Annotated in this window: 17 protein-coding genes; 6 read left to right on the top strand and 11 right to left on the bottom strand. The window is 70.4% G+C overall.

The genetic code is table 11. The annotated features are described in order from the left end of the window. Nucleotides 1-8 precede the first annotated feature (8 nt). Genes pdeM through ABTV91_RS08620 form a run of 4 tightly spaced genes read right to left on the bottom strand, consistent with a single transcriptional unit; the run spans nt 9 to nt 5,698 of the window. Nucleotides 9-656, bottom strand: coding sequence for a ligase-associated DNA damage response endonuclease PdeM (gene pdeM, locus ABTV91_RS08605; protein ID WP_433851054.1), 648 nt, complete (start codon nt 654-656; stop codon nt 9-11). Then, nucleotides 646-3,099, bottom strand: a complete 2,454-nt coding sequence (locus ABTV91_RS08610; RefSeq protein WP_433851055.1) for a ligase-associated DNA damage response DEXH box helicase — start codon at nt 3,097-3,099, stop codon at nt 646-648. The genes pdeM and ABTV91_RS08610 overlap by 11 nt, the downstream gene beginning before the upstream one ends. Beyond that, nucleotides 3,096-4,700 carry an ATP-dependent DNA ligase gene (locus tag ABTV91_RS08615; RefSeq protein ID WP_433851056.1) on the bottom strand — a complete coding sequence of 535 codons (1,605 nt, stop codon included), beginning with the start codon at nt 4,698-4,700 and terminating at the stop codon, nt 3,096-3,098. The genes ABTV91_RS08610 and ABTV91_RS08615 overlap by 4 nt, the downstream gene beginning before the upstream one ends. Next, complete coding sequence (locus tag ABTV91_RS08620; protein WP_433851057.1) at nt 4,697-5,698, bottom strand: ligase-associated DNA damage response exonuclease; 1,002 nt, start codon at nt 5,696-5,698, stop codon at nt 4,697-4,699. The genes ABTV91_RS08615 and ABTV91_RS08620 overlap by 4 nt, the downstream gene beginning before the upstream one ends. Nucleotides 5,699-5,786: 88 nt before the next feature. On the opposite strand from ABTV91_RS08620, the gene ABTV91_RS08625 reads away from it, so the two are divergent. Continuing rightward, on the top strand, nt 5,787-7,439 hold the full coding sequence (locus ABTV91_RS08625) for an isovaleryl-CoA dehydrogenase (protein ID WP_433851058.1): 1,653 nt from the start codon (nt 5,787-5,789) through the stop codon (nt 7,437-7,439). A gap of 286 nt (nt 7,440-7,725) precedes the next feature. Here the strand turns inward: ABTV91_RS08625 and ABTV91_RS08630 are convergent, their stop codons facing one another. The 3 genes from ABTV91_RS08630 to ABTV91_RS08640 all read right to left on the bottom strand — a co-directional run bounded on the left by ABTV91_RS08630 (nt 7,726) and on the right by ABTV91_RS08640 (nt 10,078). Continuing rightward, nucleotides 7,726-8,121: a hypothetical protein gene (locus tag ABTV91_RS08630; RefSeq protein WP_433851059.1), complete on the bottom strand. Its 396-nt coding sequence runs from the start codon at nt 8,119-8,121 to the stop codon at nt 7,726-7,728. Between the two features lie 317 nt (nt 8,122-8,438). Further along, entirely contained in the window at nt 8,439-8,780 is a 342-nt protein-coding gene (locus tag ABTV91_RS08635; protein WP_433851060.1) for a hypothetical protein, read from the bottom strand. Nucleotides 8,781-8,902: 122 nt separating this feature from the next. Continuing rightward, nucleotides 8,903-10,078, bottom strand: coding sequence for a thiolase family protein (locus ABTV91_RS08640; protein ID WP_433851061.1), 1,176 nt, complete (start codon nt 10,076-10,078; stop codon nt 8,903-8,905). 186 nt (nt 10,079-10,264) lie between these two features. On the opposite strand from ABTV91_RS08640, the gene ABTV91_RS08645 reads away from it, so the two are divergent. Further along, on the top strand, nt 10,265-13,069 hold the full coding sequence (locus ABTV91_RS08645) for a S8 family serine peptidase (RefSeq protein WP_433851062.1): 2,805 nt from the start codon (nt 10,265-10,267) through the stop codon (nt 13,067-13,069). Between the two features lie 72 nt (nt 13,070-13,141). Here ABTV91_RS08645 and ABTV91_RS08650 read toward each other — a convergent pair whose 3' ends face one another. Next, nucleotides 13,142-14,239: a Glu/Leu/Phe/Val dehydrogenase dimerization domain-containing protein gene (locus tag ABTV91_RS08650; RefSeq protein WP_433851063.1), complete on the bottom strand. Its 1,098-nt coding sequence runs from the start codon at nt 14,237-14,239 to the stop codon at nt 13,142-13,144. Nucleotides 14,240-14,522: 283 nt separating this feature from the next. On the opposite strand from ABTV91_RS08650, the gene ABTV91_RS08655 reads away from it, so the two are divergent. Next, nucleotides 14,523-18,053 (top strand): methylmalonyl-CoA mutase family protein, encoded by a 3,531-nt coding sequence (locus ABTV91_RS08655; protein ID WP_433851064.1) that lies wholly within the window; start codon nt 14,523-14,525, stop codon nt 18,051-18,053. 488 nt (nt 18,054-18,541) lie between these two features. On the opposite strand, the gene ABTV91_RS08660 is transcribed toward ABTV91_RS08655, so the two are convergent. The 3 genes from ABTV91_RS08660 to ABTV91_RS08670 are packed head-to-tail and all read right to left on the bottom strand — an operon-like array spanning nt 18,542 to nt 20,317. Continuing rightward, complete coding sequence (locus tag ABTV91_RS08660) at nt 18,542-19,528, bottom strand: alpha/beta hydrolase family protein (protein ID WP_433851065.1); 987 nt, start codon at nt 19,526-19,528, stop codon at nt 18,542-18,544. 53 nt (nt 19,529-19,581) lie between these two features. Further along, nucleotides 19,582-19,803, bottom strand: a complete 222-nt coding sequence (locus ABTV91_RS08665) for a helix-turn-helix domain-containing protein (protein ID WP_433851066.1) — start codon at nt 19,801-19,803, stop codon at nt 19,582-19,584. 1 nt (nt 19,804) lies between these two features. Next, nucleotides 19,805-20,317 carry a DUF2975 domain-containing protein gene (locus ABTV91_RS08670; RefSeq protein WP_433851067.1) on the bottom strand — a complete coding sequence of 171 codons (513 nt, stop codon included), beginning with the start codon at nt 20,315-20,317 and terminating at the stop codon, nt 19,805-19,807. A 285-nt stretch (nt 20,318-20,602) separates the two neighbouring features. Between ABTV91_RS08670 and ABTV91_RS08675 the strand changes: the two genes are divergently transcribed. The 3 genes from ABTV91_RS08675 (at nt 20,603) to ABTV91_RS08685 (ending at nt 24,599) form a co-directional block, all read left to right on the top strand. After that, a complete protein-coding gene (locus ABTV91_RS08675; RefSeq protein ID WP_433851068.1) occupies nt 20,603-22,225 on the top strand; it encodes a PAS domain-containing protein in 1,623 nt (540 codons plus the stop codon). 587 nt (nt 22,226-22,812) lie between these two features. After that, on the top strand, nt 22,813-23,802 hold the full coding sequence (locus ABTV91_RS08680) for a S66 peptidase family protein (protein WP_433851069.1): 990 nt from the start codon (nt 22,813-22,815) through the stop codon (nt 23,800-23,802). 266 nt (nt 23,803-24,068) lie between these two features. Then, complete coding sequence (locus ABTV91_RS08685; protein WP_433851070.1) at nt 24,069-24,599, top strand: hypothetical protein; 531 nt, start codon at nt 24,069-24,071, stop codon at nt 24,597-24,599. Nucleotides 24,600-24,695: the final 96 nt, after the last annotated feature.

A 24,695-nucleotide genomic window follows, 5' to 3' on the forward strand; every position in this document is an offset into this window, starting at 1 on the left:
GCCGCCGGTCAATGCGGGGGCAGGGCGATGGCCTGGCCCTCGACGCACACCACCACGCGCCCGTCCGGCAGCGCCTGCAGCAGCTGCCCGCCGGTGAAATGCGAGAACGCCGGCAGCAACGTCAGCGCCTGGCGCAGGTGGAACGCCGGCCAGCGCCGCCGCATGCCCGGCAACCGCACCACCGGGTGCAGGTGGCCGGCGATGACATGACCGCGCGGGTCCGGCCGCGGCTCGTGGGCGAATACGAACGGCGGCTGCACCACCGCTCCCGGATGCAGGTCGATGTCCAGCGCGGCGGTACCGGCGGCGCGGTCGTGATTGCCGCGCACCAGGTGCAGCGCGACGTCGGCGTGCGCCTGGCGGAAGCGCCGCCACTGCGCCAGCCAGGCCGCATCGGCGGCCACGCCCGCGTGCAGCATGTCGCCGAGGATCCACAGCTGCGCCACCGGCAGCCGTCGCAGCAGCGCCTCCAGCCGCGCCAGGTCGTGGCCGGTGCCGCCGCGCGGCAGGGCGATGCCGGCGCGGCGGAACGCATCGCCCTTGCCCAGGTGCAGGTCGGCCAGCAGCAGCCAGCGCCGGCGCGGCCAGTACAGCGCGCGCTCGCCGCACAGCAGCACCTCCTCGCCGGCCAGCCGCAGCGGCAGGTCAGCGGCCATGGCGCCGTTCCAGCTGCGCGGCGGCGCGCAGCACGCGTTCGCGCCAGGTTTCGTTGCTCAGCTTGCCGCGCAGGCGTTCGGCCCACAGCGGGAACGCCAGCGGCGTGAGCGTGGGCGGGTGGCGCAGTTCGACGCGGCGGTGCGCGCAGTCGTGCAGCGTGCGCAGCAGGCCGGGAAGGTCCAGTGCTTCGTCCAGCGCCTCGCGTTCGGCCTGGGCCAGCAGCAGATGGCCCGGATCATGCTCGCGCAGCACGTCGTAGAGCAGCCCGCTGGACGCCTGCAGCTGCCGCAGCGAGCGCGGCGCGCCGCCCGGCGGCGCCGGCACCAGCAGGCCGGCGGTGCGGGCGATGCCGCGGAACTGGCGCCGCGCCAGTTCGGCCAGGTTGACCGCCTCGCGCAGGTCCGCTTCCACCGCCTCGGTCGAGAACAGCGCATGCAGCCGCGCCGGTTCCAGCTGCAGCGGCCGTTCCGGCGCCAGCACCAGGCCCAGGTCGGTGACCGCGTAGCCGATGCTGTTGCGCGCCTGGCGCGACAGCCGCAGCGCCAGCAGCGTCGCCAGCGCCTCGTGGATGCGGCGCCCGGCGAAGGGGTAGCAGAACAGGTACTGGCCGTCGCGCCGCTGCACCTGTTCCAGCAGCAGGTGGGTGGGCGAGGGCAGCGCCGACAGCCCGGTCTGCAGCGCCAGCAGCGGACGCAGCCAGCGCATCTCCGCGCTGGCGTCGGGCGCGGCCAGCAAGGCGGCGACCTCGCGGCCCAGCGGCTCGGACAGTGGCAGCTGCCCGCCCTGCCAGCGCGGCACGGTGGCCGAGGGGCCGTGCGCGGCGCGCACGTAGGCCACCATGTCGCGCAGCCGCACCAGTTCCAGCAGGCGGCCGGCGAAATGGAAGCGCTGGCCCGGGCGCAGGCGGCCGGCGAACTGTTCCTCCACCGCGCCCAGCTCGCCGCCGCGCAGGAAACGCACGCGCACGCTGCCGTCGCTGCTGATCGTGCCGATGGACAGGCGGTGGCGGCGGGCGATGCGGCGGTCGTGCACGCGGTAGACGCCATCGGCGTCCAGGCTGACGCGCTGGAAATCGGGGTAGCGGCCCAGCGCGGCGCCGCCGTGCACGATGAAGTCCAGCACCGCCTGCCACAGGCTCTCGTCCAGCGCGGCGAAGGACGGGCTGCGCCGCACCCGCGCCAACAGCTCGCCGGCGCGGAAGCCGCCGCCCAGCGCGCAGCTCACGCAGTGCTGCGCCAGCACGTCCAGGCACAGCCGCGGCGGCAGCCGCGCCTCGATCACGCCGGCGCGCAGCGCGTGGCGGGCGGCGGCGTATTCCACCGTTTCCAGCGCGTGGGTGGGCACGCAGACCACGCTGCCGCTGGCACCGGGGCGGTGGCGGGCGCGGCCGGCGCGCTGGCGCAGCCGGGCGATGCCCTTGGGACTGCCCAGCTGCAGCACCTGGTCCACCGCGGGGAAGTCCACGCCCAGGTCGAGGCTGGAGGTGGCGACCACGCAGCGCAGGGTGCCGGCGCGCAGTCCGTCCTCGACCTGGCGGCGCAGCGCCGGGTCGAGCGAGCCGTGGTGCAGCGCCAGGGCGGCCGGGTCGTCCGGCCATACCGAGGCCAGCGCCTGGTGCCACAGTTCGGCCTGCGCGCGGGTATTGGTGAACAGCAGGCTGCTGCGCGCGGCGAGCAGGGCCTCCAGCACCCGCGGCAGCTGCGCCAGCCCGAGGTGGCCGGCCCACGGGAAACGTTCCCCCGGCGCCGGCAGCAGGGTGGTCACGCGCACCGGCCGCGCCCGCGCGCCGCGCACCAGCTTCGCCTGCGGCAGGTCCGGCAGCAGCGCCTGGCAGGCCTCCTGCGGATTGCCCAGGGTGGCCGACAGGCCCCAGGTCCGCGCCTGCGGCGCGGCCTCGCGCAGCCGCAGCAGGTCCAGCTGCAGCAGCACACCGCGCTTGCTCGCCAGCAGCTCGTGCCATTCGTCGACGACGATGCAGCGCAGCCGGCGCATGTGCTCCAGCGTGGGCGCGTGGCTGAGCAGCAGCGACAGCGATTCGGGCGTGGTCACCAGCACGTCGAGCCGGCCTTCCAGCGCGCGGCGGCGCTCGCCGGCGGCGGCGTCGCCGGTGCGCAGGCCCACCTGCCAGTCCAGCCCCAGCGCCGGCAGCGGCGCGCGCAGCGCCAGCGCGGTGTCGCCGGCCAGCGCGCGCAGCGGCGTCACCCACAGCACCTGCAACGGCCGCGCGCTGCCGCGGCGGCGCGGCGGCGGCCGCTCCTGCAGCGCTTCCAGCAATGGCCCGCCGTAGACCGCCAGGGTCTTGCCGCTGCCGGTCGGGGTCAGCAGCAGCCCGGATTCGCCGGCCAGGTAGTGCCGCCACATCGCGCGCTGGAACGGCAGCGGTGTCCAGCCGCGGCCGGCGAACCAGGCGCCGAGCGCGGCCTGCGCCTGCCGCGGCGTCATCGCGCCAGGTCCAGCAGCGCCGCCAGCGCATCGGCGTCGGCCGCGCGCTTGTCGTGGCGCCAGCGCAGGATGCGCGGGAAACGCACCGCGACCCCGGACTTGTGCCGGCTGCTGCGGTTGACGCCCTCGAACGCCAGCTCGAACACCTGCTCCGGCGGCACGCTGCGCACCGGGCCGAAGCGCTCCAGGGTGTGGGCGCGGATCCAGCGGTCCAGCGTGGCGATCTCGCTGTCGTCCAGCCCGGAATAGGCCTTGGCCACCGGCACCAGGCGGCCGTCGTCCCACAGGCCGAAGGTGTAGTCGGTGTGCAGGGTGCTGCGGCGGCCGTGGCCGGCCTGCGCGTACAGCAGCACCGCGTCGACGGTGAGCGGGTCGATCTTCCACTTCCACCAGTCGCCGCGGCGGCGCCCGGCCTGGTAGGGCGAGGCCAGCCGCTTGAGCATCAGGCCCTCGACGCCGCGCTGGCGCGACCCGGCGCGCAGCGCCGCGGCCTGCGTCCAGTCGTCGGGCAGCCGCCGCGGCGAAGCCTGCAGGCGGGGATCGCCCAGCGCGCCGAGCAGGATTTCCAGTTGCGCGCGCCGTTGCGCCAGCGGCAGTTCGCGCAGGTCGCGGCCGTCCTGTTCCAGCAGGTCGAAGGCCAGCAATCGCGCAGGTGCCGCGCGCAGTGTCGCCGCGCCCGGCCGGCGCCGCTGGATGCGCGTCTGCAGCGCGGAGAACGGCAGCGGCGCGTCGGCGTCCGGCTGCCAGGCCAGCAGCTCGCCATCGATGACGCAGCCGTCGGGCAGCGCGGTGGCGGCCTGCTCGATCTCGGGGAAACGGCCGTCCAGCCGTTCCTCGCCGCGCGACCACAGCGCCACCTCCCCCTCGCGGCGCAGCAGCTGCAGGCGGATGCCGTCCCACTTCCATTCCAGCAGCCAGTCCTGCGCCGGGCCCAGCGCCTCCGGCGCGCCCGGCAGCGGCGAGGCGAGGAAGAACGGGTAGGGCTGGCGGCGGTCCTCCGGCGTGTCGTCGGGCCAGAGCAGCCGCGGCAGGAACGCCGGCGACGGCGTCCAGCCGCCGAGCATGCGCTGGGCGATGCGCGCGATGTCCAGCCCCGACCACTCGGCCAGCGCCTGCTGCACCAGCCGCTGCGACACGCCCACGCGCAGCGCGCCGGTCAGCAGCTTGTTGAACACCAGCCGCTCGGGATACGCCAGTGCGCGCCAGCCGGCCAGCACCGCGGCGCGGCGCACCGGTTCGGGCTGGTTGGCCGCCGGCAGCAGCCTGCGCTCGATCCAGGTGGCCAGCGGGGCCTCGGGTGCCGGCTGCCGCGGGTCGTCCAGCAGCAGGGTCAGGGTTTCGGCGAGGTCGCCGACGTGGTCGTGGCTGTCGGCCACCAGCCAGTCCGGCAGGCCGGCCTCGTCCGCCACCCAGGCGCGCAGCTCGGTGGTGGTGGCCAGCTTGCGGCGCGCGCCGCCGACCTTGCCGCCGGCGAGCAGGTGCAGCGCCCAGGCGGCGTCGTGGGCGTCGGCGTGGCGGAAGTAGTCCACCAGCGCGGCGCGCTTGTCGCCGGTGGCGGTGCTGCGGTCCAGCTGCTGGTACAGCCGCGCGAACGCCTTCATTCCTCGTCCCCGTAACCGGTGCGGAAGGTCTCGGCGGCGACGCCCTTGTCCTGCAGGTAGCGGATCAGCGCGTCGCTGTCGCCGTGGGTGGCGATCACCCGGCGCGCGCCGGTCTGCGCGATGGTCGCCAGCAGCGCCGGCCAGTCGGCGTGGTCGGACACCACGAAACCGCGGTCCAGGTTGCGCCGCCGGCGGTTGCCGCGCAGCCGCATCCAGCCCGAGGCGAAGCCCAGCTGCCAGCGGCCGAAGCGACGCAGCCAGGTGCCGCCGGCCACCGAGGGCGGGGCCAGCACCAGGCGCCCGGCGGCGTCGGCGTCGCGCCCCTGTTCGGCCACGATCGCGCAGTCGGGCAGGGCCACGCCGGCGTCGCGGTAGGCCTGAACGCCGTTGGCGATGGCGCCGTGCAGCCACACCGTGGGCGCGTCCAGCCGCTGCAGCTCGGCCAGCAGCCGCTGCGCCTTGCCCAGCGCGTAGCACAGCAGCACCGCGGCCTCGCCGCGCACCTCGCACCCGGCGCGCCACTGCAGGATGTCCGCGGCCACCGCCGCGGTGTCGGGCCAGCGGTAGACCGGCAGCGCGAAGGTGGCCTCGGTGATGAAGGTGTCGCAGCGCAGCGGCTCGAACGGCGCGCAGGTCGGGTCCGGCTGGCGCTTGTAGTCGCCCGAGGCCACCCACACCTGGCGGCCGTCGTCGATGCGCACCTGCGCCGAACCGAGCACGTGTCCGGCCGGATGCAGCGAGACGTCCACGCCGCCCAGGCGGAAGCGCTGGCCGTAGTCGTGCGCCTCGATGGCGACCTCGCGGCCCAGCCGCCAGCGCAGCAGCGGCAGGGTCTGCCGCGAACAGTGGTAGCGGCCCATGCCCGGCCGCGCGTGGTCGCCGTGCGCGTGGGTGATGACCGCGCGAGCCACCGGCCGCCACGGGTCGATATGGAAATCGCCGGCCGGGCAATACAGCCCTTCCGGCCGCAGCACCACCAGGTCGTCTTGGCTGGACATGCACCCGACTGTGCCGCCCGCGTCGTGCAGGCGGCGAGAACGCCCGCTGCGGCACAATGCACGGGCCGCACCCATCGGAGGTTGAACGATGACCGACGCGATCGCGCCGTTCGAAACCCATGTGGTCCACAACCAGCCGCCGCCGTTTCCGGGCGGCAACCTGTGGCGCGACGACGTCGCGCTGCGCGAGGCGGTTGCGCGCGAGGGCGGCGGGGCGTTCGCCGCCGTCCTGGACGCTTACGGCGCGCTGGCCGGCAGCGAGCTGTACCGGCTCGGCTTCGACGCCAACCGGAACCGGCCGCTGCTGCGTACCCACGATGCGCAGGGCCACCGCATCGACACCGTGGATTTCCATCCGGCCTGGCACCGGTTGATGGAGGTCGCCAAGGGGCACGGCGTGGCCGGATTGTCGTGGTCGCAGCCGCAGCCAGGCGCGCACGTCGCGCGCGCCGCACTTAGTTTCCTGCACCACCAGGCCGAGGCCGGCAGCAGTTGCCCGCTGACCATGACCCACGCCGCGGTACCGGTGCTGCGCCGCGAGCCGGCGCTGGCCGAGTGGGCGGCCAAGGCCGCCGCGCCGCGCTACGACCCGCGCGACGTGCCCATCGCCGACAAGGCCGGCATCACCGTGGGCATGGGCATGACCGAGAAGCAGGGCGGCTCGGACGTGCGCGGCAACCGCACGCTGGCCACGCCGCTGGCCGGCGAGGGCGAGTACTCGCTGGTCGGGCACAAGTGGTTCTTCTCCGCGCCGATGTCCGACGGCTGGCTGGTGCTGGCGCAGGCGCCGGGCGGGCTGAGCTGTTTCCTGCTGCCGCGGCGGCTGCCCGACGGCACGCGCAACGCCTTCCGGCTGATGCGGCTGAAGGACAAGCTCGGCGACTGGGCCAACGCCTCCAGCGAGGTCGAATTCTGCGGCGCCCGCGCGCGGCGCATCGGCGAGGAAGGCCGCGGCGTGGCGACCATCATCGAGATGGTGATGCTTACGCGCCTGGACTGCATGCTCGGTGCCGCCGCGGAAATGCGCATGGCGCTGGCGCAGGCGCTGCACCATGCGCGGCATCGCACTGCGTTCGGCCGGCGCCTGGTCGAGCAGCCGCTGATGGCCAACGTGCTGGCCGACCTGGCGCTGGAATCGGAAGCGTCCACCGCGCTGGCGCTGCGCGTGGCGCGCGCGGTGGACGCGGCCGCGCACGATCCGGAAGAAGCGGCGTTCGCGCGCATCGCCACGGCGGTGGGCAAGTTCTGGATCTGCCGGCGCGCGGCGGGCTTCGTCAACGAGGCGCAGGAATGCCTGGGCGGCGCCGGTTACATCGAGGAATCGATGCTGCCGCGGCTGTACCGGCAGGCGCCACTCAACTCGATCTGGGAAGGCAGCGGCAACGTGCAGTGCCTGGACGTGCTGCGCGCGCTGTCGCGCGAACCGCTGTCGCGGCAGGCGCTGCTGCGCGAACTGGAACGCGCGCGCGGCAGCGACGACACCTACGATGCCGCGCTCGACGGCCTACTGCGCCTGCTGGGAGAGGCCGTGGTGGCCGAAGCGGCTGCGCGGCGGGTGGCGGCGTCGCTGGCGATCCTGCTGCAGGCGGCCACGCTGCTGCGCGCGGGCAGTCCGGTGGCCCCGGCGTTCATCGCGTCGCGCGTGGCGGTTTGCGCGCCGCCGGCCTACGGCATGCTGGAGGCGTCCGTGGCATTCGCCGATATCCTGGAGCGCGTGTCGCCGGCGGCCTGGTCCGGCTGATCCGCGCATGCCGCGGCCGGCGTGCGACATCGTGGTGATGCCGGCGATGTTGCCGATGTGGAACTCGCTACTGGTCCGCGTCCAAGCGTGCATCGGCGCTCTCGGCGGCGACCGCCCGATCAACCACGCCGGGGGCATGCCTCGGATCGACGGGCTGCTGCGTGTTCCTTCATGCGCCGAGTGGTGCGGAGAATGCGCCGGTACAAGGGGCCGGACGTCGGGGCTTGCGCGCCCGGGCCGGCAGGTCCCGTGCAGCCGGCGTACGGCGGCTGCACGGGAACGACGATCAGCGCTTGGCGTCTTCGGCTTCCTGGCGCGCCTTCTCGGCCGCGTCGTGCGCATGGTCGGCGACCTTCTGCGCGGCGTCGGCGGTCGCGGCGCTGGCATCGGCCGCCGCCTCCCTGGCCTTGACGGCGGCGTCGTCCGAAGCCGAGCGCGTCGCATCGGCTGCGCGGTCCAGCGCCTGCTCGGACTTGGCGGCGGCTTCGCGGGTAGCGTCGGCCGCACGGTCGGCCGCGGTGCGCGCCGCATCGGCGGCCGACTCGCCGGCGCTGCGCGCGGCGTCGGCGGCATGGTCGGCGGCCGCTTCCGCATCGCGCTTGGCCTGTTCGGCATTCGGGTCGTTGCAGGCGGCCAGTGCCAGTACCAGGCTGCCGGCCAGCAGCGGGACGAAGATCTTCATAACGTTCTCCTGGGTTGGGGGACGACGCGCGCAGCGTAGGAGGACGCGGATTCAGATTGCGTCAACGCCGTGCCGGGGACGCGTGGCGGTACCCGGGAGTCGTGGCGCCGGAGTTGCCGCAGGAGAGATCCAGGGAACGATGGCGTTCCGTTGCCGCTACCGGCGTCCTGCGTGGACAAGGACTCGAAAGCAGCGGCCGGGGCGATTGCCGGCGTACGTCGCCTGCCGATGGCCGGACGTTCGCGGCCATGGCGCGGCCATAAAAAAAGCCGCTGGCGAACCAGCGGCTTTTCAGACTTGCGTCGAAGAAGAAGTTATTACTTCTTGGCTTCTTCGGCAGCGTCCTTGGCCTGGTCGGCCACGTTTTCAGCAGCCTTGGCAGCGTCGGCAGCGGCGCCGGCAGCGGCGTCGGTAGCGGCGCCAGCAGCGGCGGCAGCGGCGTCACCAGCGGCGTCAGCAGCGGTGGCGGCGGTGTCGGCAGCAGCCTGGGCGGCGTCGGCGGTCTCGGCGCCGGCGGCAGCAGCCTGGTCGGCGGCGGCCTGGGCGTCGGTGGCGGCTTCGTTGGCCGAAGCAGCGGCGTCCTGGGCAGCTTCCTGCTTCGAGCAGGCGGCCAGAGCCAGGCCCAGGGCCATCGCGATCAGCAGCTTGTTGATGCTCATTGTGTGAATCCTCGTCGTTAGATTAGGCAACGCGCCATTGCGCGCCTTGAACATGATGACAAGCCCATTTCGACTGTCAAGCGACCGCGCATTCATTTTTGTAGAACAGGCATTAAGTCCAATCAAATCAATTCGATGGCGATGGCCGTGGCTTCGCCGCCGCCGATGCAGAGGGACGCAACGCCACGCTTGAGGCCACGGCTGCGCAGGGCGTTGACCAGCGTGACCACAAGGCGCGCGCCCGAAGCGCCGATCGGATGGCCCAGCGCGCAGGCGCCGCCGTTGACGTTGACCTTGGCGTGCGGGATGCCCAGCTCGCGGATCGGCGCCATGGCGACCACGGCGAAGGCTTCGTTGATCTCGAACAGATCCACCTCGTCGATCTTCCAGCCGGCCTTGTCCAGCACCTGCCGGACCGCGCCGATGGGGGCGGTGGTGAACCATTCCGGCTCCTGCGAGAAGGTGGCGTGGGCGACGATGCGGGCCAGCGGCTGCACGCCGCGGCGCGCGGCCTCGTCGGCGGCCAGCAGCACCACGGCGGCGGCGCCGTCGGAAATGCTGGACGAACTGGCGGCGGTCACGCTGCCGTCCTTCTTGAAGGCCGGCTTCAGGGTCGGGATCTTGGCGATGTCGGACTTGCCCGGCTGTTCGTCCTGGTCGAACTCCACCTCGCCCTTGCGGGTGGCGACCTTGACCGGAACGATCTCGCCCTCGAACGCGCCGCCGGCCTGCGCCGCCTGGGCGCGCTTGACCGATTCGATCGCGTAGGCGTCCTGCTCCTCGCGGGTGAAGCCGAACTTTGCGACGGTGCCTTCGGCGAACACGCCCATGGCCTGGCCGTCGTAGGGGTTGGTCAGGCCGTCCCAGGCCATGTGGTCCACCGCCTGGAAGTTGCCGTAGCGGTTGCCGGTGCGCGAGTTCGGGATCATGTGCGGCGCGTTGGACATGGATTCCATGCCTCCGGCGACGACGATGCTCGCCGAACCGGCCTTGATCAGGTCGTGGCCGAGCATGATGGCCTTCATGCCCGAACCGCACACCTTGTTGAGCGTGGTGCAGCCGGTGCTGGTGGGCAGGCCGGCGGCGAGCGAGGCCTGGCGCGCCGGCGCCTGGCCGAGGTTGGCCGGCAGCACGCAGCCCATGATGACTTCGGAGACGTCGGCGGCGGGAATGCCGGACTGCTCCATGGCCGCGCGGATCGCCGTGGCGCCGAGGGTCGGGGTGGGGACGCCATTGAACTGGCCGAGGAAGGAGCCGATGGCGGTGCGCTTTGCGGCGGCGATGACGATGTCGGACATGTGCGGTCTCGGTTGTATCCTGCAACGATTATCGAAAGCCGCTGGCGGCGTGCCCATTGGACCAACGGCACATCCCGGCAGACAGCGGTTTGTCGTTGCAGTATAGAAGGTGTGCCATCGCATGGCCGGGCGATGGCAATACCTGAATGCACATCGGTGTCCGGCGAGCCATTGGGGGAAGAGCAGATGCGCAGCGCACCACGGGGCCGCAACGTACTGGCCGCTTCATTGACGCTGGCCTTGGCCGCATGCGGCGGTGGCGGCGGCACCAAGTCCACGCCGCCGCCGGTCAACCCGCCGCCGACCTCGCCGCCGCCCACCCCGACCACGCCGCAGCCGGCGATGGACGCGCACCTGGCGCTGACCAACGCCAAGGCAGCGCAGGCCGCCGGTTTCACCGGCGCCGGCATCCGCATCGGCGTGGTCGATTCGGGGGTGATGCGCAACCACCCGGCGCTGGCCGGGCGGGTGCTGGCCAATTTCAACTACGTGGACCCGCGCCGGAACAACCTGGCGGTGGACGACGTGGTCGGCCACGGCACCACGGTGGCGCAGCTGGCCGCCGGCGCCGCCACCGGGCAATGGCCCGGCGGCATCGCGCCGGGCGCGCAGATCGTCTCGGCGCGCATCATCAACGACGAGCGACCCAAGGACGACGGCTCCGGGCAGGGCAACGAGGTGACCGGCGGACTGGGGATGGCCGGGATCCACGACGACCTGATCCGCGCCGGCGTGCGCATCATGAACAACTCCTGGGGCGGCCTGTACTGGACCCGTCCCAACGTGACGGCGGAGATCGCCGCCGAATACCGCCCTTTCATCGTCGGCAACGACGGGCTGGTGGTGTTCGCCACCGGCAACGAATCGCGCGCCAACCCCAGCGACATGGCCGCGCTGCCGAGCCAGCCGGGCGACGGCGGCACGCGCCCGGCGGCCGACCTGGAGCGCGGCTGGCTGGCGGTGGCGGCGCTGGACACGGCCAACCCGGACCGGCTGGCCAGCTACTCCAACGCCTGCGGCGTGGCGAAGAACTACTGCCTGGTCGCACCGGGCACCGCCGCGTTCCTCGGCGCCAACGCCACGTCATCGAATCTCTCCTACTACTACGGCAGCGGCACCTCGTACGCGGCGCCGCTGGTGTCCGGCGCAGCGGCGCTGGTGTGGCAGGCGTTCCCGTATTTCGACAACAACCTGGTGCGGCAGACGCTGCTGGGCACCGCCACCGACCTGGGCGATCCCGGCCCGGACGCGGTGTTCGGCTACGGCCTGCTCAACGTCGGCAAGGCGGTGCAGGGGCCGGCGAAGTTCGACTGGGGCGACGTCACCGTCGCGCTGGACGGCAGTTCCACCTGGAGCAACGCGCTCAGCGGCAGTGGCGGGCTGGTCAAGCGCGGCACCGGCACGCTGACGCTGGGCCACGCCGGGCTGCCCCTGGACTACACCGGCGCTACCCGCATCCAGCAGGGCACCCTGGTGCTGGCCGGCGACCTGCACCATTCCGACGTGTCCGTGGACAGCGGCGGACGCCTGGCCGGCACCGCGTGGATGGGCGCGGACCTGCGCAATGCCGGCGTGGTCGAGCTGGATGCGGCCGGCGCCGCGCAGGGCGGCATGCGCGTGGCGGGCGATTACGTGCAGCTGCCCGGCGGGCGGCTGGCGCTGACGCTGGGCAACGGCCAGCTGCAGGTGGGTGGCAGCGCCGCGCTGCAGGGCGGCGACGTGCACGTGCTGGGCGTGCGCCAGGGCTATGTCACCCAGGCGCGCGAGTACGTGCTGACCGCCGATGGCGGCATCAGCGGCCGTTTCGACGCGCTGACATCGGCGTCGAGCGTCTTCCTGCAGGCCACGCTGGGGTACAGCGCCACCCAGGCATGGATGGACATCGAGCGCATCGACGTCAACGCCGCCGCGCGCTCGATCGCCGGCATCAGCCCGGCGGCGCTGGGCGCCGCGGCGCGGGTGGAGCAGGCGTTCCGGCAGATCGACGCGCAGCAGGGCAGCGGCCCGGTCGCCGGCGGCCTGGTCCGCGCCGCGGCGGCCATCCAGCAGAGCCCGGGCCAGCAGGCGGCCGCGGCGACGCTGCGCAGCCTGTCGGGCGAAGCGCATGCCCTGGCGACGGCGATGACCTTCGACGGCATCGACATGAACCGGCGTGCGCTGTCGGCGCAGTTCGGCGAGGGCGGCAGCCGCGCCGGGGGCGCCTGGTCGCGTTCGCTGGGCGGCGGCGGGCAGGGTGGGTATGCCGGCAGCGATTACCGCCTGGGCGGCTGGATGCTGGGCCGCGAAACCGGCCTGGGCGATGCGCGGGTGGGCGTCGCCTTCGGGCAGATGCAGGCGGAACTGGCTGGCGGCATCGCCGGCGACCGCGGCCGCGACCGCCAGACCCAGGCCCGCTTCTATGCCGGGCAGCGCTGGGGGCAGGCGTATGCGCTGGGGCAGCTCGGCTTCGGCCGCTATCAGCGCGAACTGGACCGTGGCCTGTTGCTGGGCGGCGAGCGTGCCGGCGTGCAGGCGCAGTACGACGGCCGCTTCCTGGCCGGTAGCCTCGAGGCGGGTTACCGCTTTGGGGGCGCGGCGGCCTCGCTCACGCCCTATTTGGGCGCCGACTACGCCCGCATCGACGGCGATGGGTTCGACGAACAGGGCGGCTACGGCTTCGGGCTCAGCGCCGGCGACTGGCGTTCCAGCCAGGCGCGCATGCTGGCCGGGCTGCGCGGCAACTACCGCTGGCGCGGACTGGACGTGAACGGCTACGCCGAATGGCAGCAGGGGCTGTCCGCCAGTGGTACCGCGCTGTCGGCGCGCTTCACCGGCATCGACGCCTGGGCGCCGCTGCAGGGCCTTCAGCCCGCGCGTGCGTCGGGGCTGTTCGGCGTGTCGCTCGATGCCTGGCTGGCGCGCGATGCGCGGCTGTCGCTGGGCTACGACCAGCGCTTCGGCGGGCGCGACGACAACCGCCAGGTGTCGCTGCGGTTCCTGCGCGCGTTCTGAGTTCCCGGCGGCGGGCACGAAAAAGGCGGGCGACCTGGTCGCCCGCCTTTCGTTTGTTCCGCGATGCGGCGCTTATTCGCCGCGCAGGCGGCTCATGCGCGGCGTGGCGCGGCCCAGCGGCATCTTCAGCTTGCCGATGGACTCGATGCGGGCCTCGGCGATGCGGTCGGCCGCGCGCTGCGGCGAGATTCCATCGCGCTCGGACTGGTCGAAGATGCGGCCGAGGTTGTGGTAGATGCTGCGGATCAGGCGCATGGCGCGCTCGCGGTTGTAGCCATCGATCTCCAGCGACACGTTCATCACGCCGCCGGCATTGACCGCGTAGTCCGGCGCCCACAGCACGCCGCGCCTGTACAGCTCGTCGCCGACCGCATGGCTGGCCAACTGGTTGTTGGCGGTGCCGCAGATGACCTTGGCCTTGAGCCGGTCCAGCGTCTCCATGCCGATGGCGCCTTCCATCGCGCACGGCGCGAACACGTCGGCGGCCACGTCGTAGATGGCGTCGGGCTTGACCGCCTCGCAGCCGTACTCGGTGACCGCGCGCTGCACCAGCACCGGGTCCAGGTCGGTCACGTACAGCTTGGCGCCACGCTCGCGAAGCAGCTTCACCAGCTCCATGCCGATGTGGCCCAGGCCCTGCACGGCGATGCTGACCTTGCCTACTTCCTCATGGCCGAACTTGCGGTTGACCGAGGCCATCAGCGCCTGCAGCGCGCCGTAGGCGGTGAACGGGGCCGGGTCGCCGGAGCCGCCGTGGACCTGGTGCACGCCGGTCACGTAACCGGTCTCCAGGTAGATCTGCTCCATGTCGTTGACGTCGCTGCCGACGTCCTCGGCGGTGATGTAGCGCCCGCCCAGCGCCTCGACCTGGCGGCCGAAGGCGCGGAACAGCACCTCGCTCTTGTCGGTGCGCGGGTCGCCGATGATCACCGCCTTGCCGCCGCCGACGTTCAGCCCGGCCAGCGCGTTCTTGTAGGTCATGGTGCGGCTCAGCCGCAGCACGTCGCGCAGGGCGTCGTCGCTGTTGGCGTAGGGACGCATGCGCACCCCGCCCAGGGCCGGGCCCAGCGTGGTGTTGTGGATGGCGATGATCGCCTTCAGGCCGGCATCGCGGTTGTGGCAGAACACGACCTGTTCGTGGCCGGAAGTGGCGAGGGTTTCGAAAAGCATGGAAGCTCCGATGGGCGTTACTGCGACAACGTCCGTGATCCTGCAGGCAACTGGCGGGCCAGAAAACAAAAATGCGACTTCGTCGTTGGGGTGACGGGTCGCGGGCGGCCATTCTAATGCATTCGGCGGCCGTGGGATGTTCACGCCGGCCGATGCCCTGGCGCCGGTCCGGCGCGGCACCCGGAAGGCGTTGCGGCGGCGCGTCACGCTGCGCTGCAACCTGACCTGCGCGGCGCGCGGCCCTATCATCGGTTTCAACAGAAACCGAGATGTCGCACGGCCCATGAGCATTCCCGCCCCCCACCTTCCGCAGACGCAGCGTGCCTCGTTGGACGAGAGCCGCAGCCCGCTGCGCTTCGTCACCGCCGCCAGCCTGTTCGACGGCCACGACGCGGCCATCAACATCATGCGCCGGCTGATCCAGGCGCAGGGCGCGGAGGTCATCCACCTGGGCCACAACCGCTCGGTGGAGGACGTGGTGCGCGCGGCGCTGCAGGAAGACGCCGACGCCATCGCGCTGTCGTCCTACCAGGGCGGCCACGTGGAGTACTTCAAGTACATGGTGGACATGCTGCGCGAACGCGGCGCCAGCCACATCCGCGTGTTCGGCGGCGGCGGCGGCACCATCACCCCGGAAGAAATCCGCGAGCTGCAGGACTACGGCGTCGAGCGCATCTACCACCCCAACGACGGCATGAAGATGGGGCTGGTGGAGATGATCGAGGACGTGGTGGTGCGCGCCGAGGGCGCGCGGGAACAGGGAAGCGGGAACGGGGAAGCGGATGCTTCCGCCAGGCCCGACATCAATGACGAGATCGGCATCGGCCGCATGCTCAGCGCGCTGGAGGACGGCCGCTTCAGCGACGCCGAGCTCGAGAAGCTGCGCAAACACTGGGCCAGGGCGGACGGCGATTCCCCGTTCCCTGTTCCCCATTCCCGGCTCGCCCCCGTCATCGGCATCACCGGCACCGGCGGCGCCGGCAAGTCCAGCGTCACCGACGAACTGCTCAACCGTTTCCTGGCCAGCTTCCCGCAGATGCGCATCGCGGTGATCTCGGTGGACCCGACCCGGCGCCGCACCGGCGGCGCGCTGCTGGGCGACCGCATCCGCATGAATTCGCTGCGCAGTCCGCGCGTGTACATGCGCTCGATGGCCACCCGCCGCCAGCACGCGGCGATCAACACCGTGCTGCGCGATTGCATCGGCTTCCTCCGCTCGCTGGCCTACGACCTGGTCATCGTCGAAACCGCCGGCATCGGCCAGAGCGATTCGGAAATCGTCGACCTGGTCGATTTCCCGATGTACGTGATGACCAGCGACTTCGGCGCGCCGAGCCAGCTGGAAAAGATCGACATGCTCGACTACGCCGAGCTGGTGGTGCTCAACAAGTTCGACAAGCGCGGCGCCGAGGACGCGCTGCGCGACGTGCGCAAGCAATGGAAGCGCAACCGCGTGGCGTTCACGATGAAGGACGAGGACGTGCCGGTCTACCCGACCATCGCCTCGCAGTTCAACGACCCGGGCATCAGCTGGATGTTCGCCAACCTGTGCCGGCTGCTGCGCGGGAAGCGGGGAACGGGGGACGGGGAAGCGGGAGGGGAGGGGCATTGCGATTTCGCCCCGGCCATCGACACCACGCTGAAGGAACCGCGCGCCACCGTGCTGATTCCCGGCAGCCGCGTGCGCTACCTGGCGGAGATCGCCGAGCAGGGGCGTTCGATCAATGCCCGCATCGAATCGCAGGCCGACGTGGCCGAGCGCGCGCAGGGCTGCTGGCAGGCGTTGAAGGAGCTGGGCGATGCCGCGCTGCCGGCCGCGCTGGACCTGTATCCGGCCGATGCCCTGACCGATGCGGCCGCCGACACCAGCCTGCGCACCCTGCGCCAGCGCTACAACGACGCGGTGCAGTCGCTGGATTCGGAAGCGCTGCGCCTGCTGCGCGAATGGCCGGCGCGGTTGAAGTCGATCACCGACGAGGTCAACGAATACCAGGTGCGCGGCAAGACCATCCGCGTGGAGAACTATCGCGAGTCGCTGAGCCACCAGCAGATTCCCAAGATCGCCGCGCCCACCTACCGCAGCTGGGGCGAACTGCTGGTGTTCCTGCAGAAGGAAAACCTGCCCGGTTCCTACCCGTACACCGGCGGTGTCTACCCGTACCGCCGCAGCGGTGAGGACCCGATCCGCATGTTCGCCGGCGAGGGCACGCCCGAGCGCACCAACCGCCGCTTCCATTACCTGAGCGTCGGCCAGCCGGCCGCGCGCCTGTCCACCGCTTTCGACAGCGTGACCCTGTACGGCGAGGACCCGGCGCCGCGCCCGGACATCTACGGCAAGATCGGCAATTCAGGGGTCAACATCCCCACGCTGGACGACATGAAGAAGCTGTACTCCGGCTTCGACCTGTGCGCGCCGACCACCTCGGTGTCGATGACCATCAACGGCCCGGCGCCGATGATCCTGGCGATGTTCATGAACACCGCCATCGACCAGCAGGTGGAGAAATACCTGAAGGCCGACCCGGCGCGCTGGGCCGAGGCCGAAAAGAAGATCGCGGCGATGTTCGAAGGCCGCGCCCGCCCGCGGTACCACGGCGAACTGCCGCCGACCAACGACGGTCTCGGCCTGGGCCTGCTCGGCGTCACCGGCGACCAACTGGTGGACGCCGACACCTACGCGCGCATCAAGGCCGAAACGCTGTCCACCGTGCGCGGCACCGTGCAGGCCGACATCCTCAAGGAAGACCAGGCGCAGAACACCTGCATCTTCTCCACCGAGTTCGCCCTGCGCATGATGGGCGACATCCAGCAGTACTTCGTCGACCACGGCGTGCGCAACTTCTACTCGGTGTCGATCTCCGGCTACCACATCGCCGAAGCCGGCGCGAACCCGATCAGCCAGCTGGCCTTCACCCTGTCCAACGGCTTCACCATCGTCGAGTACTACCTGGCGCGCGGCATGAAGATCGACGACTTCGCGCCCAACCTGTCGTTCTTCTTCTCCAACGGCATGGACCCGGAATACACCGTCATCGGCCGTGTCGCCCGCCGCATCTGGGCGCGCGCGATGCGCGAGCGCTACGGCGCCAACGAGCGCAGCCAGATGATGAAGTACCACATCCAGACCTCGGGCCGCTCGCTGCACGCGCAGGAAATCCAGTTCAACGACATCCGCACCACCCTGCAGGCGCTGTACGCCCTGTTCGACAACTGCAACAGCCTGCATACCAACGCCTACGACGAAGCCATCACCACCCCGACCGAGGAAAGCGTGCGCCGCGCGGTGGCGATCCAGATGATCATCAACAAGGAGCTGGGGCTGAACTTCTGCGAGAACCCGTGGCAGGGCAGCTTCATCGTCGACAAGCTCACCGACATCGTCGAGGAAGCGGTGTACAAGGAGTTCGAGGCGATCAGCGAGCGCGGCGGCGTGCTCGGCGCGATGGACACCATGTACCAGCGCGGCAAGATCCAGGAAGAAAGCCTGTACTACGAACACAAGAAGCACGACGGCAGCCTGCCGCTGGTCGGCGTCAACATGTTCCTGCCGAAGGAGCATGCCGGCGAAGTGGCGACCGAGATCGAGTTGATCCGTTCGACGGAAGAAGAGAAGGGGCAGCAGATCGACAACGTGGCCGGGTACCAGGGCAGCCGCAACGGTTATGCTGCCGACGGGCTGAAGGCGCTACAGGCGACCGCGCGGGAGCGGCGGAATGTGTTTGAATCGCTGGTGGAGGCGGTGAAGACGCATAGCCTGGGGCAGATCAGCCATGCGTTGTATGAGGTTGGGGGCGAATACCGGCGCAACATGTGAGGCTTCGCGATCCGTTGGTGTGGAGTTGTTGTGTTCTACTCCTTTGCTGGAACAGGGAACTGCTTGCGGATCACGTTTGGGAAAGCACGGCTTAGATTGGCCGGCTTTCCGGCGCCCGATTGCATGGCGTTGTCAACGCCGCGGCCATGGCCAGATCATTCAGACAGGGCCGCGCACGGTCCGCTGGGCGAAATTCATTGCTCAGCTTGGGCTGGATGTGATCGTGATCGTCCCCCGCTCCGGGGGAGTGCGTGTCATGCTGATGATCATGATCAGTGGAAAAATCATCTGTCCGCCAGCTGACTTCATGATCACCCGCCAAGTTGAAGGCTGCGGGGATGATGGCAGACGTGGTCCAGATGAGTGCCGGTCGCGGATGGCCCCGGGATCAGTGGGGGCCGCCGCACTCGTTGGAATTGCCGGAACGATCAGGCCGGAAGATGACGCAGGAGCAACCGCCCATGTCCCTTGTATCCATTTATCTCTGACTACTTTCCCCCAGCGCCCGCGCTCTTGAACCAGTCCAGTATTTCGGAGCGCGCGGCACGCTGGTTCAGCTGGAGGATGTGGTTGTCACCGGCATATACGATCAGCTTGTGTGGACGGCTGAGCTCCAGCAGACGAGCGGCCATCGCGCGGGAATCCTGTACGTGGACGCGGTCGTCGGCTTCGCCATGCAACAGCAGTATCGGCATGTCGGATGGCAGTTGTTCCGCCCAGCGTAGCGCTGAGCGGGCTTCAAGCGCTCCCTCTTTGTTGTCGAGGTAGCCAGGAATGCGTGCCTGATAGATTCGCTCCATCTCTGGCCGCCATGCCAACCCGCCAATCAGGTCGGTTGCACCTGCGATGGTGGCCATGGCGGTGATGTCGCTGCGCTGGCGTGCGACAAGGTAACTCGTCATCGCGCCGCGGCTCTGCCCTAGAAGGAAAACACGGCCACCATCGATACCCGGCAAGGCCAGCGACAGGTCGATCAGTCGCATGACGTCATCGATGTCCTTCCCGCCGAATTCATCTGCGTCGCGGTATTGGCTGGCGACCACGACATGCCCGGCCTTCGCCAGAGGCAGCAGGGTCTGGAACAGGTGCAGTGCGTCGAGCCGGCCGAAGTCACCGTTGCCGCCGCGGTTGTAGATCAGCAAGGGCAGTCTGCTGGTCGTCGGGTTCGTTCTGGGCCGGATTACGTAGCCTGAAACGGTCTGCCCGCCGCTGGCATACGTGACGATGCGGCAATCGAACGCGGAGCGGGCGAACGCGAATGCCTTGGCCGGCACGAGGGATTGCACCATCGCCTTGGAGAGCGATGGACCACCGGTGCGCGGGGGGATCGCTTCAAGCCAGCTTTCGTAATCGGGTGTCTCCTCGAAACAATCGGTCTGCGAGAGGAACGTGTCCGGAGCGGCAGCCACGCCGGCGACGGATGACAGGGTGGGAGCAAGCGTCAGGGTGAGCGCGCTGAGCAGCGTTCGAAGCATGTGCGTGGTCTCATGGAATGAGCAAGGGAGCAGTCGGATGGAGCCGCATGGCATCAATCCTCGGCGACGAGCGTGGGATCTCGGGCGAGCAGTTCGCCAGGCTGGCAGTCCAGCGCCGTGCAGATGGCCTCCAGGGTTGTAAAGCGGATGGCCTTGGCCTTGCCGGTTTTCAGGATCGACAGGTTGGCCAGCGTGATGTCGACGCGCGCGGCCAGTTCGGTGAGGGTCATGCGGCGTGCATGCAGTAGTTCGTCGAGGCGGACGACGATGGCCATGTCAGATCGTTCCGTCCAGGTCGGTGCGCATGCGTGCGCCCTGCGCGAACACGCCGGACAGCACGAACAGCAGCAGTACCGCCAGCCATGGTGTCGGCGAGAAGCCATCCATCCGCCCCGGAAGTGCCGCTGCCTTGGAAATGGCCATGACCGCTAGGCGCAGCAACTCGATGACCAGCACGCTCCATGCGATTACGTTCAGCCGCTGCGCGTTGGCGAGGATGAAGGTGTCACCGCCGCGCACGGTATCGACGATCGCCAGCAGGTGGCGCAGGACGGTGTGCACGATCGCGGCAAAGCATATGCCGATGACCATGATCGCGCGCAGGCCCAGCGGCGCTTGGGGATGCATCGTCGCAAGGTCGAACCCGAGCGGCTTCCAAGGCCAGCCTTCAATGAAGAAGCTGGCGCAGAACAGGCAGGTGATGACGACGGCGTACAACAGGTTGAGGAGGGTTAGCCCGAGGATGACGGGACGGGCGGCGGCGATGGCGCGGGCAGGCATGCGGCTCATGGGAACTCCAGTCGATGTGTTGTTAAACGATAATATTAATATCGAAAAACGATAAATATGCTGAAAGTCATGCTCTCGGGATGAACTTTCCAGGTTGCTCGGCCGGCGCACGAAAAACGCGAAGCGGGGGGCTAATCCGGAGATCGTGCAGGCTGCGGCCGACGGGGCCTGCACGCGCCCCGGTGCCGGCCGCAGCCTTGTGAAGCGATCGGGTTGCGTCATCGTGTTGTACGCGGGATGCCGGTGCTGGACTGCGCGATTGCGCTTCGGTGACCATAGCTGCGTATGCCGCTCACCCCCGCGCCGCCCGCCCACCTGCTGCAGCTGCTGCCCGAGGCGGTGGTGCAGACCGATGCGCTGTGGGAGATCACGTATCTCAACCCGGCCTGGCAGACGCTCACCGGGCATGCGGTGGAGGCGGCGCTCGGCCGGTCCCTGCTTGAATTCGTGCATCCCGACGACGTGGGCACCCTGCGTTCGGGCATGCCGGTGTTCCGGTTGCGGTTCGCCGATGGGGATTACCGGTGGGTGCGCCTGCAGCTCCATCCGGAGACGGATGCGGCCGAGCGGGTGATCAGTCGGCAGGGCGTGCTGATCGAGATCACCGAGGTGACCGAGCAGGTGCTGGTGGAGGTCCGCCAGCGGTTCCTGCGGCTGCTGGAAACCATCGACGGCGTGGTCTGGGAAGCCGAGCGTGGGGTGGGCAATACCTTCCTGAGCCCGCAGGTCGAGCGGCTGTTCGGCTATACGGTGGAGGAGTGGCGCGCCGATCCGGGTTTCTGGCGGGCGCATGTGCATCCCGACGACCTGGTCGAAGCGCTGGCCATCGACGATGCGGCGTACAACGCGACGCACAGCTATGCCTACGAGATGAGTTACCGGCTGATCGCCCGGTCCGGCAAGGTGGTGTGGGTGCGCGACCTGTGCCGCGCGGTGGTCGAGCCGGGGCGGCCGAACCGCATGATCGGGCTGATGATCGACGTGACCCGGCAGAAGAACACGGAGCTGGAGCTGCTGCGGTCGGACAACCGTTACGCGCTGGCCACCCTCGGTTCCAACGACGGCATCTGGGACTGGGACCTGCGCACCGACGTGCTGCACGTGTCCGGGCGCTTCCACGAGATCGTCGGGCTGGGCGGCGCCGACCACGTGCACGGCGGCGGCTGGGACTTCCTCCACCAGCTCATCGATCCCGACGACCGCGCGCGGGTGCAGGCGGTCTGCCGCCGGCACCTGACGGGCGACAGCCCGAACTTCTCGGTGGATTTCCGTGCATTCCACGGGTCGGGGCGGCTGGTGTGGGTCAACTGGCGCGGGGTCGCCCAGTTCGAGGACGGCGTTGCCGTGCGCATGGCCGGCTCGTTGAGCGACCTGGCCGAACGCGGCAGTTCCTACGATGCCCTGACCAACCTGCCGGGCCGGCCGCTGTTCCGCGACCGTCTCGCGCATGCCATTGCGCTGCACCGGCACGAAGGCGCTAAGGACGGGGAGGCGCCGCCGCGGACGGGGACCACGATGTTCGCCGTGCTGCTGCTGGACCTCAACCGCTTCAAGGCGGTCAACGATACCCATGGACACCACGTCGGCGACCAGCTGTTGCAGCAGGTGGCGCGCCGGCTCGAAGCCTGCGTGCGCACGGTGGACCTGGTCGCGCGCATGAGCGGCGACGAGTTCAACGTGCTGCTCGAATCCATCGACCCGGACGAAGCGGCCGAGCGCGCCCGGCAGATCGCCGCCGCGCTGGAGGTGCCCTACGAGATCGGCGGGCACACGGTGCGCAGCGGCGCGAGCATCGGCCTGGTCAGCAGCGCGTCGGGCCTGGCGACCATCGACGACTACCTGCGAGCCGCGGACGCCGCGATGTACCAGGCCAAGAGCCGCTCGTTGGGCGTGTGCGTTTTCGCGTGACGCACATCTCCGCGCGTCGTCACCCTTCGGGCGGCTTTGCCGTGAAAGGCGGTGCTCCTGCCGTTTTCCAGGACGCGCCTCCGGTCGCCGTCCTTCGGACGGTTTCGCTGCATGAGGAATGGCTGTCCCGGCGGTTCTGATGGGAGCAGGTCGAGAGCCGCCATCGGTCGACGGTCTGCGGCCAACGCTTCGACCGTTGCAGCCCGATGACCTTACGGAAGCGGTCGCCGACCACAGGCGTGCGGGCGTTGCAGTGGCGGATGCGGCCGATCCGTCACGAGGTGGTCGCGCCAACGCCTTGCCGTGACAGGAGCACCAGTGACCCGCGCCCGCCCATGACAGATCGTGCGGCATCCATGCCGCGCGGTTATGGGTGCGGTACGGCGCCGGCATCGTGAAAGGCGTCCGGCGCCTTGCGCCACGTGCTTTTCCCACGTACGGGCAGGGGTTTTGCCTAAGCCGGAACCGCACTGTCGGGTGAACGAGCTGGTTGCTACCCTCGGCCGGACTTTCTCCAGACAGGCGGTGGCATGGACAGGCGGCGATTCCTCGGTGGCACGGCGTTGGCGGGCGCGTTGCTGCCCCTGATGGGCACGGGCAGCGCCCTGGCGGCGCAGCGGAACAGGCGCCTGCTGCCGCTCCCGCTGGAGAAGGGCGATACGGTGGGGCTGGTCAGTCCGTCGGCGGCCAGCAGCGACCAGCTCAGCCTGCAACTGGCGCGCGAAGCGATGGAAGCGCTGGGCTTCAAGGTCAAGACCGGCGCGCATTACAGCGCGCGCTACGGCCACCTGGCCGGCACCGACGCCGAGCGCGCCGGCGATCTGAACGCCATGTTCGCCGACCGGCAGGTCAAGGCCATCGTCTGCGTGCGCGGCGGTTCCGGCGCGGCGCGGCTGCTGCCGCTGCTGGACTACGCCGCCATCCGCGCCAATCCCAAGGTGCTGCTGGGCTATTCGGACATCACCGCGCTGCATTGCGCGATCCAGGCGAAGACAGGGCTGGTGACCTTCCACGGGCCGATCGGCTCGGGCAGCTGGAACCGGTTCAACGTCGACCAGTTCGAGCGCCTGTTCTTCCGGCGCGAGCTGATGGAGTACCGGAACAGCGTCGATATCGGCGACGAGCTGGTGCCGCGCAAGAACCGCACCGGCACCATCACCGGTGGCACCGCGCGCGGCGAACTGGTGGGCGGCAACCTGACGGTGCTGACCGCGCTGGCAGGCTCGCCGTACATGCCAGACTTCGACGGCAAGATCCTGTTCCTGGAGGACGTGGACGAGGCGCCGTACCGCATCGACCGCATGCTCAGTACGCTGAAGCTGATGGGCGCGCTGGACCGGATCGCCGGTTTCATCTTCGGCGAATGCACCGGCTGCACGCCCGGCGATGGCTATGGCTCGCTGACCCTGGACCAGCTGTTTGCCGACTACATCGCGCCGCTGAAGATCCCGGCCTACCGCGGCGCGATGATCGGCCACATCCGCGAGCAGTTCATCGTGCCGGTGGGCGGCCGCGTGGAAATGGACGCCGACGCGGGCGCCTTCCGCCTGCTCGAACCGGTGTTCGCGCCGGCCTGAGCGGGATCGCGCCGCGTGTAGCGGCGCTCGTCCTCGCGGAGCGGTTGTTCCGCGTTGAGGGCGTGGCGGGCGTGGAGCACGTTGCCCGGCGAAGGCGGCGTGGCCCATGCCCCGCAATGCGCGGCCGCACCGGCGCGCCGAAGCGGCGGTGAAAGTGACCCGCCGCCGGCATTGTGAAAGCCGCGTCGCGGCGCCGGCGCGCAGCTCACGCGTTTCCAACCCGCGGCCTGTTAGACCGGGTCCACCCCCGAGTAGAGGAGTGGACCATGTCCGACAATCCCATTACCGGTGAGGTGTCCAACAGCAAGCTGGCGGCGGTGTTCCCGGCGCGGGCGCCGGCCCAGGCCGCGGCGGCGGACCTGGTGCAGCAGCTGGGCTTCCAGCCGGCGCAGGTGAAGGTGCTCACCCCGGACACGGCCGATGTCGACATCAAGCTGGAACCGGAAGGCGGCGGCATCTGGCGCACCATCGTGCTCGCGCACCTGAAGCTGTGCGTGGTCGGCGCGGTGGCCGGCGGCGCGATCTTCGCGGTGATGCTGCTGGCCGGCGTCCCGTTCGTCGTGAACTCGCCGTGGACCGCCGGCGGCTGGTGGGTGCTATATGGCGCCATCGGCGGCCTGTTCCTGGGCGGGCTGGTGGCCCTGCGTCCTGACCACGACCGTTACATCCAGGCCGCGCGCCGGGCGGTGGCGGCCGGCCGCAGCGCGGTGGTGGTGCACGCGCTGTCGATGACCCAGCAACAGCAGGCGGCGCGTTTCCTGGCCGAACGCGGCGCCGACGTCACCCGCACCCTGTAGCGCCCGGCGCCCGTCCGCCGGCCTGGCGGGCCGACGTTCCGCCGTGGGTTGCGCCGCTGGCGGATGCCGGGGGCGCGGGGACGCGCGCACCAGGAC

The organism is Stenotrophomonas nitritireducens, from assembly GCF_050984405.1.
In the GTDB taxonomy this organism is placed as follows: domain Bacteria; phylum Pseudomonadota; class Gammaproteobacteria; order Xanthomonadales; family Xanthomonadaceae; genus Stenotrophomonas; species Stenotrophomonas nitritireducens_B.